Source organism: Acidimicrobiia bacterium (assembly GCA_016650365.1).
GTDB lineage: Bacteria > Actinomycetota > Acidimicrobiia > Spongiisociales > JAENVV01 > JAENVV01.
Map to the genome: position 1 here is coordinate 23,106 of JAENVV010000191.1, position 7,325 is coordinate 30,430.

Annotated in this window: 6 protein-coding genes and 1 tRNA gene; 3 read left to right on the forward strand and 4 right to left on the reverse strand. The window is 58.9% G+C overall.

The genetic code is table 11. The features are described 5' to 3' along the window. Nucleotides 1–93: 93 nt before the first annotated feature. The 3 genes from gyrB to JJE47_11765 all read left to right on the forward strand — a co-directional run bounded on the left by gyrB (nt 94) and on the right by JJE47_11765 (nt 5,064). Nucleotides 94–2,010 (forward strand): DNA topoisomerase (ATP-hydrolyzing) subunit B, encoded by a 1,917-nt coding sequence (gene gyrB, locus JJE47_11755; protein ID MBK5268097.1) that lies wholly within the window; start codon nt 94–96, stop codon nt 2,008–2,010. 9 nt (nt 2,011–2,019) lie between these two features. After that, nucleotides 2,020–4,461, forward strand: coding sequence for a DNA gyrase subunit A (gyrA, locus tag JJE47_11760; protein MBK5268098.1), 2,442 nt, complete (start codon nt 2,020–2,022; stop codon nt 4,459–4,461). A 99-nt stretch (nt 4,462–4,560) separates the two neighbouring features. Beyond that, nucleotides 4,561–5,064, forward strand: a complete 504-nt coding sequence (locus JJE47_11765; GenBank protein ID MBK5268099.1) for a DUF3566 domain-containing protein — start codon at nt 4,561–4,563, stop codon at nt 5,062–5,064. 28 nt (nt 5,065–5,092) lie between these two features. On the opposite strand, the gene JJE47_11770 is transcribed toward JJE47_11765, so the two are convergent. From JJE47_11770 to JJE47_11785, 4 genes are all read right to left on the reverse strand, one after another. Next, nucleotides 5,093–5,632: a hypothetical protein gene (locus JJE47_11770; GenBank protein MBK5268100.1), complete on the reverse strand. Its 540-nt coding sequence runs from the start codon at nt 5,630–5,632 to the stop codon at nt 5,093–5,095. A 713-nt stretch (nt 5,633–6,345) separates the two neighbouring features. Further along, nucleotides 6,346–6,675: a type II toxin-antitoxin system PemK/MazF family toxin gene (locus JJE47_11775; protein ID MBK5268101.1), complete on the reverse strand. Its 330-nt coding sequence runs from the start codon at nt 6,673–6,675 to the stop codon at nt 6,346–6,348. Further along, entirely contained in the window at nt 6,672–6,908 is a 237-nt protein-coding gene (locus JJE47_11780) for a DUF2191 domain-containing protein (protein ID MBK5268102.1), read from the reverse strand. The genes JJE47_11775 and JJE47_11780 overlap by 4 nt, the downstream gene beginning before the upstream one ends. 225 nt (nt 6,909–7,133) lie before the next feature. Next, nucleotides 7,134–7,208: transfer RNA gene (locus JJE47_11785), tRNA-Ile, on the reverse strand. Between the last annotated feature and the right edge of the window lie 117 nt (nt 7,209–7,325).

Consider the following 7,325-nt stretch of genomic DNA (forward strand, 5'->3'; position numbering starts at 1 on the left):
GAAAACGACTAAACTTACAAATGTGTAATACCGCTCCGGTTGCTGTGACAAGTATCGAGCGACCGTTGAGCGATTCGCGAACAAAGGAAACCCGTGGCTACTGAGAAACCAGGGCAATACAAAGCGTCTGAAATTACGGTCCTCGAGGGTCTGGACCCGGTCCGTAAACGACCGGGTATGTACATCGGGTCGACCGGCCCACGCGGGTTACACCACCTCGTATGGGAAGTGGTCGACAATGCGGTAGACGAAGCCATGGCGGGTTATTGCACCCGGATCGAAGTGACCCTGCTTGCCGATGGGGGCGTTCGGGTCGCGGACAACGGCCGGGGGATCCCAGTTGACAAGCATAAGGTCACGAAGGAATCAGCCCTCACCACCGTTCTGACCACGCTTCATGCCGGCGGCAAGTTCGATTCGGGGGCGTATCAGGTTTCGGGCGGCCTTCATGGGGTGGGAGTCTCGGTCGTCAACGCGTTGTCTGTTCGTTTGGACGCCGAGGTTCGTCGGGATGGCGGCGCCTTTTTCCAAACCTTCGAGCACGGCGAGCCCCGGGCCCCGGTGAAGAAGGTGGGGGAGTCCAAGAAGACCGGCACTACGATTTCTTTCTGGCCGTCTCCGGTCACCTTTACCGAAACCACCGAGTTCAACTATCAAACGATCGTCGGCCGCCTTCGCGAGATGGCCTTCTTGAACAAAGCCCTCGAGATCCGCCTGGTTGACGAACGCGGCGACGAACCGGTCGGGGAGACGTTCCTGTACAAGCAGGGCCTCATTGACTTCGTCAAGCACCTCAACGCGAGCCGCGAGCCCATCCACGGTCGGATTTTGCAGTTCGAGGATTCTGCCGACCAGCACGAATTGGATGTCGCCCTCCAGTGGACCACCGGATACACCGAGACCGTCCTTACCTTCGCCAACAACATCAATACGCACGAGGGAGGAACCCACGAAGAGGGCTTCCGTACCGCCCTGACTCGCGCCCTGAACGAGTTTGCCCGGGCTAAAGGCATCCTGAAAGAGAAGGACGACAACCTCAGCGGTGAGGATGTTCGGGAGGGCCTTACTGCCATCATTTCGGTGAAGGTCCGCGAACCCCAGTTCGAAGGCCAGACCAAGACCAAGCTCGGCAATACCGAGATTCGCAGTTACGTCACCAAGACCATGAACCGGTTGATCCCTGAGTGGCTGGAGCGCAACTCTGCGGAATCCAGACGGATCGCCGAAAAATGCGTTTCGGCTCAGAAGGCCCGGCAAGCGGCTCGCAAGGCGCGCGATCTCACCCGCCGCAAGACGGCCCTCGAGTCTGCGTCGTTGCCTGGCAAGTTGGCGGACTGTTCCTCGCGAGAAGCGTCTCTGTCCGAACTCTTCATCGTCGAGGGTGATTCTGCGGCCGGTCCCGCCAAAACGGGCCGGGATTCCGAGTTCCAGGCGATCTTGCCAATTCGGGGCAAGATTCTCAACGTCGAAAAGGCCCGTCTTGCCAAGGCGCTTCAGAACAACGAGGTGCAGGGGATTATCACCGCCTCTGGGACCGGCATTGGCGACGAGTTCGACATCGAGAAAGCCCGGTACCACAAGATTGTGATTTTGGCCGATGCCGATGTCGACGGTGCCCACATTCGGACCTTGCTTCTCACGTTGTTCTTCCGTCATCTACGCGGTCTGATCGAGGCAGGCTTCGTGTACGTAGCCGTCCCTCCGTTGTATCGCGTCAAAATGGGAAAACAGGTGATCTACCTCAAAGACGACGCGGCCCTCGAAACATTCATGGCCGAGAACGAAGGCCGCAAGATCACCCCCTCCCGATTTAAGGGTCTTGGCGAGATGAATGACAATGAATTGTGGGACACGGCGATGAACCCCGCCACTCGCACCCTTATGCGCGTCGAGATCGATGACGCCGCGCTGGCCGATGAGATGTTCACGGTGCTCATGGGTGACGATGTGCAATCTCGCAAAAGCTTTATTCAGCAGAACGCCAAAGACGTTCGCTTCCTGGATATTTAGGAGTCCCGCATGGCAGACGAAACCACTGAAAACATTCCTGACATCGATATCAAGGACGAGATATCGGCGTCGTTCCTTGAATATGCGATGTCGGTCATCGTGTCGCGGGCGCTTCCCGACGCCAGGGACGGCCTGAAGCCGGTCCAGCGGCGAATTATTTATTCGATGTTCGAAAACAACATGACCTCGGCCTCAGTCCACCGTAAGTCGGCGACCGTGGTCGGTGACGTCATGGGCAAGTATCACCCGCACTCGAACGATGCCATCTATGACGCCATGGTGAGAATGGGGCAGAACTTTTCGCTCCGCTACCCGCTCATCGATCCGCAAGGAAACTTCGGAACTCCCGATGATGGGGCCGCCGCCATGCGATATACGGAGGCCCGATTGTCGCAGTTGGCCTCGTATCTACTCCAGGACATTCGCGAGGATACGGTTGACTTCTCATCGAACTACTCGGGCGAATTCCAGGAGCCAACCGTCCTACCTGCCCGCTTCCCGAACCTGCTCGCCAACGGCAGTCAAGGTATCGCAGTGGGTATGGCTACCAATATGGCGCCCCATAATCTCGGTGAGATCATCGACGCGGCGATATACGGGATCGACAATCCGGACGCTCCTGTCGAGGACTATCTCCAGTTCGTCAAAGGCCCTGACTTTCCGACCGGCGCCTACATCGTCGGTACCAGAGGGATCAAGGATGCCTTGCTGACCGGTCGTGGATCGATCAAGATTCGGGCGGTGACCGACGTCCAAGAGGTCAGGGGTAGAACCTGCATCGTGGTGACCGAACTCCCGTACCAGGTGTCTGCCAGTCGGGTTCTCGAGCGAATTGCCGCGCTCGTGAACGACAAGACCTTGAACGGTATTTCGGACCTTCGAGACGAGTCGAGCTCCCGGGTCGGTACGCGTATCGTAATCCAGCTCAAAAAGGACGCCGTCCCGCAGGTCGTCTTAAACCAGCTCTTCAAGACCACTCAGCTTCAGGATTCGTTTGGCGTGAACAACGTTGCCCTGGTTGACGGGATTCCTCGGACTCTCAACCTTGGTGAATTGATCGGTTATTACCTCGATCACCAGATGGAAGTCATCGAGCGCCGGACCCGTTTCCGTCTCGATAAGGCCCAGAGGGAAGCCCACATCGTCCAGGGCCTCATCATCGCCGTTGACAACATCGACGAGGTCATCAGGATTATTCGTGGTTCGGCTGACACGGAAGCCGCCAAGAATGCTCTTATCGAGCGGTTTGAACTTTCCGAAGAACAGACCAAGGCCATCCTGGATATGCCATTGCGTCGTTTGACCGCCCTCGAAGTCGACAAGCTACGCGAACGTTATGCCGAATTGATGGCGCTTATCACAGACCTCGAAGCGATTCTGGCAAGTCCGGCCCGACGTCGCGAGATCATCAAGGATGAGCTCGCCGAAGTTCGCGACAAGTTCGGGGATAGTCGGCGTAGCCGCATCGTTCCTGATGAAGGCGATCTGTCGCTGGAAGATTTGATTGCCGACGACGAGCTGATCATTTCGGTTACCCAGTCCGGGTACCTGAAGTCGGTACCGGCCAACATCTACCGGGTGCAAGGACGCGGTGGCCGGGGGGTAAAGGCGGCCGAGGTTCGCGAAGACGACGTCATTACCCGCCTTCTTCACACCACCGCCCATGCGATCTTGTTGTTCTTTACGAACAAAGGACAGGTGCATCGCATCAAGGCCCATCAGGTGCCCCGTCAATCGCGGACTGCCAAAGGGGTCCTTGCCCAGGCAGTGCTTCCCCTTTTGCCCGACGAGAGGATCGAGGCGATTGTCGACACGCGCGACTACGAAACGGCCCGGTATCTCGTCATGATTACGAAGAACGGTGTCGTCAAGAAGACGCCCTTTTCAGAGTACGACTCCCGCCAGTCGTCGCTCATTGCCATCAAACTGCAAGAGGACGACGAAGTGGTGGCAGTTCGCACGACCAACGGTGAGAACGATGTGTTGATCTTCACCGAGCAAGGAATGGGAATCCGTTTCTCCGAAAACGATCTCCGTCCGATGGGCAGAGCAACGCAAGGCGTCCGGGGCATCCGGCTCCGCGAGGGCGACCGGGTGGTTTCTGCTGCCTCGAGCACCGACGGCTCGGAGCTTGTTTTGCTCACCTCCGGCGGGTACGGCAAACGGACCAAGATGGACGAATTCCGGCCACAAAACCGTGGGGGAATCGGCCTCAAGGCGATGCGACTCACCAGGGTGCGTGGCGTCATGGTTGGAGCCAGAGCCGTAACGGACGAAATGGAGCTGTTCGTCATCTCGTCTTCGGGCATTGCCATCCGGATGCCGACCAAGAAGATCAGCCGTCAGAAGCGAGAAGCGAGTGGCGTGAAGGTCATGAACCTACCGTCCGGCGACTTCATCGCTGCCTTTGCGGTGGTGCTCCCTGAGCAGGATGAGGGCATCGAGGAATGAGGCGGGAACTGATTGCAAACGGCTGTCGTTCTTTGAACGTAGGGTTGGTCCTCGCTCTGCATTACACTTCGATGACCCCGGTAAGGAGCTGAACGCCGCATGGCCCAAGTACGCAGAGTGCGTCGGATAATCCGGAAGATAGATCCGTGGACGGTCCTCAAGGTCTCGTTCGCGCTGTACGCCGTCATGGGACTGGCGCTCGTGTTGGGCGGCGTCATTTTCTGGTCGTTTGTGACGGCGGCCGGGTATCCGACCTTTATCGAAGACACGCTCTCGAGCATCGGGTTGCGCGACATCACCGCCGGTCCTTTGGTCCCGTCCAGCGACTACATGTTCCGTCTGGCCGCGTTTCTCGGGGTTGCGTTCACGGTCCTCATGACGGGGATCACGACGCTGGGGGCCGTAATGTACAACCTCATCTCCGACGTGGTTGGAGGCCTTGAAGTTGTCGTTCTCGAGGAGTCGTTCAACGCACCGGTGACCGCCCAGAACCGCCCGGTCCGGCAAGTCCAATCGTGGCAAACCGCTCCGCCAACGAACGACATGGCGGCGGTAGTTCCGTCAGAGACCCAGCAGAAGTCGCCTGCTCCGACCGGTCGTTGAGGACGAAGCTCGCTGAGGGTTTTGGTCGCTAAAGACTCTGCTCAAGCCGGGCAATTACGATGCCGGCGTTCTGGCAGGCCTGAAGATACTCACCAGCTACTTCGGTAGGGGTCAGCTTTTCGCCTGACTCGATGACCGACCCGGCTGCAACGACTCCGGCCGCCCAGCAGACGGCGGCGAGAAACTCGGCGTCGTCAACCACCCCGTATCGAATTGACCCGCCATCCGTCGTGATATCGACCACGATCGACGAGATCGCTGAACCAGCGGGAGCCAGAGTCAACGTCTGGTCGATGATTGATCCATACCTCAGGCCCACCGGGTCGGGAAACCGGACTGCTTCAGATCCGCGGGCCGCGCCGGGCTTCGCCCACGAAAGGTGCTCAACCGTTCCGCCCAGCACACGGGCCAGAGCCCCGGCCAATCCCTTCGGGTTGCAGTTCGCCAGACCAGCACCCTCAAGATGTTCGTCGGCGGTCACCACGAAACGTGGCGCGTGGCTGGTGGCCTCGTCGTCGGCATAGGCCACCATCACGTCGGTATCGCTCCGACCGTCCCAGTAGCTCACGGAGTCAATGGTGGGGTCCGCCGTCAGTACGCGCGACACCCGTGAGAGAAGTGGCGTTCTCCTACTGAGCGTGACGTTCACTCGGAAAGCGGGTCGACGGGCTTCCAGATCCCATCAGCGGTGGGAGCATCGAGCTGCTTTTGCCTGTTTAGTAGGGAAGCAACGGCTCCCACGATGGCTGCAAAAAAGAAGAGCTTTCGAATTTTCATACCTGCATTGTACGCAGACCCAGGCAACTAGGGCTGAAAAAATGGGTCGAGCGGCCCATGGAATCGCGCCGTGAGCGGTTGTATGTTAGGGGGGCGAGTACGGCATATGCCACCGGTGCGAGATAGCCTCCCAGCTACTCTTCCCACAACATCGGCTGGTTTGTCCGGTGTCGCCAGGGATCGATGGGCCCGAGAGCTAACGCCTCGGGCCCTTCGTGTCCCGGCCTCAAGTCGCGAAAATCGCCGCTCTGGGTGGTATTTTCTCGTCCAAGAAGTCGAAAAAAAGACCCGTGGAGCCTGGCTCACCCGTCGCCCGAGATCCATCCGCGCACGGTGGGGACCAAGGTCGTCCCCAGAATCCCATCCGAGAACGGCAATTCCGGACACATCCGTAACTCGCTTTTGGTAGTCCGCTCGAACCGCTCCCTGGGTCCCCGATCGCCCGCACCCTCGGGCGAGATGCGATATCCCCATGTTTGGTGATCTGTTTGGATCCGACGTGCTTCAGGGGATGCAATCGACAGCGACGTTGAGCGCTTGGCATACCTGGCGCATTCGTGCATCGCTCAGGCGGCCCAGCCGCTCGGTGAGCGTTCCAACCGAGACGCTCTCAATCGAATCCAGATTCACTGCCGACCTTCGAGGGATCGGATCGTCTTGCGGTTCGAGCAAGACCTCGCTGGGGAGACCTCTGATGTTGGTCGTACATGGAGCGATCACCGTCCGGCGAAGTCTTGGGATTGCTACGTCACGCGAGAGGACGACGACGGGTCGGCGGGTGGTCTCGGGTAGTTCGCACCACCAAACCTCTCCGCGCAATGGCAGATCCTTCACGAGGACCCAGCGGCCTCACGGAACGAGGCCAGGTCACCCCATTCGTCGGGTTGGTCGAGCGGCTGGGCGTCATAAGCGCCGTAAGCCGCATCAATCTCGGCCACCCTGTATTGGGCGAGTAGCGCTGCCAGCGCTTCGTCGATCAGCCGGGCGTCGTTGACGTCAGTTCGGAGGCGTCTTGCTTCTTCGAGCAACCTCCCGTCCACCGTGGTGCTAAGTCTCACTCTGGTCATGCCACAATCATGCCACAATAACGCTACGTCCTCAATGGCCAAGTGAATAACGAACGCGTTCGTGAGGATCCCCGGCGGGTCGGTCAAGGGGTCGTTGTGGCAGGCAATTTGGTGATCGGCGTTCGCGAATCACGTGTGGACCAGGTGTGGACTAAACCAAAGAACACGGTCGGCGCAACTCTCGAGTACCAGGAAACCCCGCTCTGGGAGCGGGGTTTCGCACGGTGGGCCTACCTGGATTTGAACCAGGGACCTCTTCCTTATCAGGGAAGCGCTCTAACCAAGCTGAGCTATAGGCCCGAAGGAGTGGGAATTGTATCAGGCCGATTCACGGTCCCAATCCAACGCCCTTCCGGGTTGAGTTGTATGTCAGTCAGTCAGTCCGTCCGCAGGGGATGGCCCGACCGTGGAGCTGAG

Coding starts and splice junctions, on each gene's coding strand:
- JJE47_11780 (MBK5268102.1), bottom strand. CDS start 6,908: ATGACCAGAGTGAGACTTAGCACCACGGTGGACGGGAGGTTGCTCGAA.
- gyrA (MBK5268098.1), top strand. CDS start 2,020: ATGGCAGACGAAACCACTGAAAACATTCCTGACATCGATATCAAGGAC.
- JJE47_11765 (MBK5268099.1), top strand. CDS start 4,561: ATGGCCCAAGTACGCAGAGTGCGTCGGATAATCCGGAAGATAGATCCG.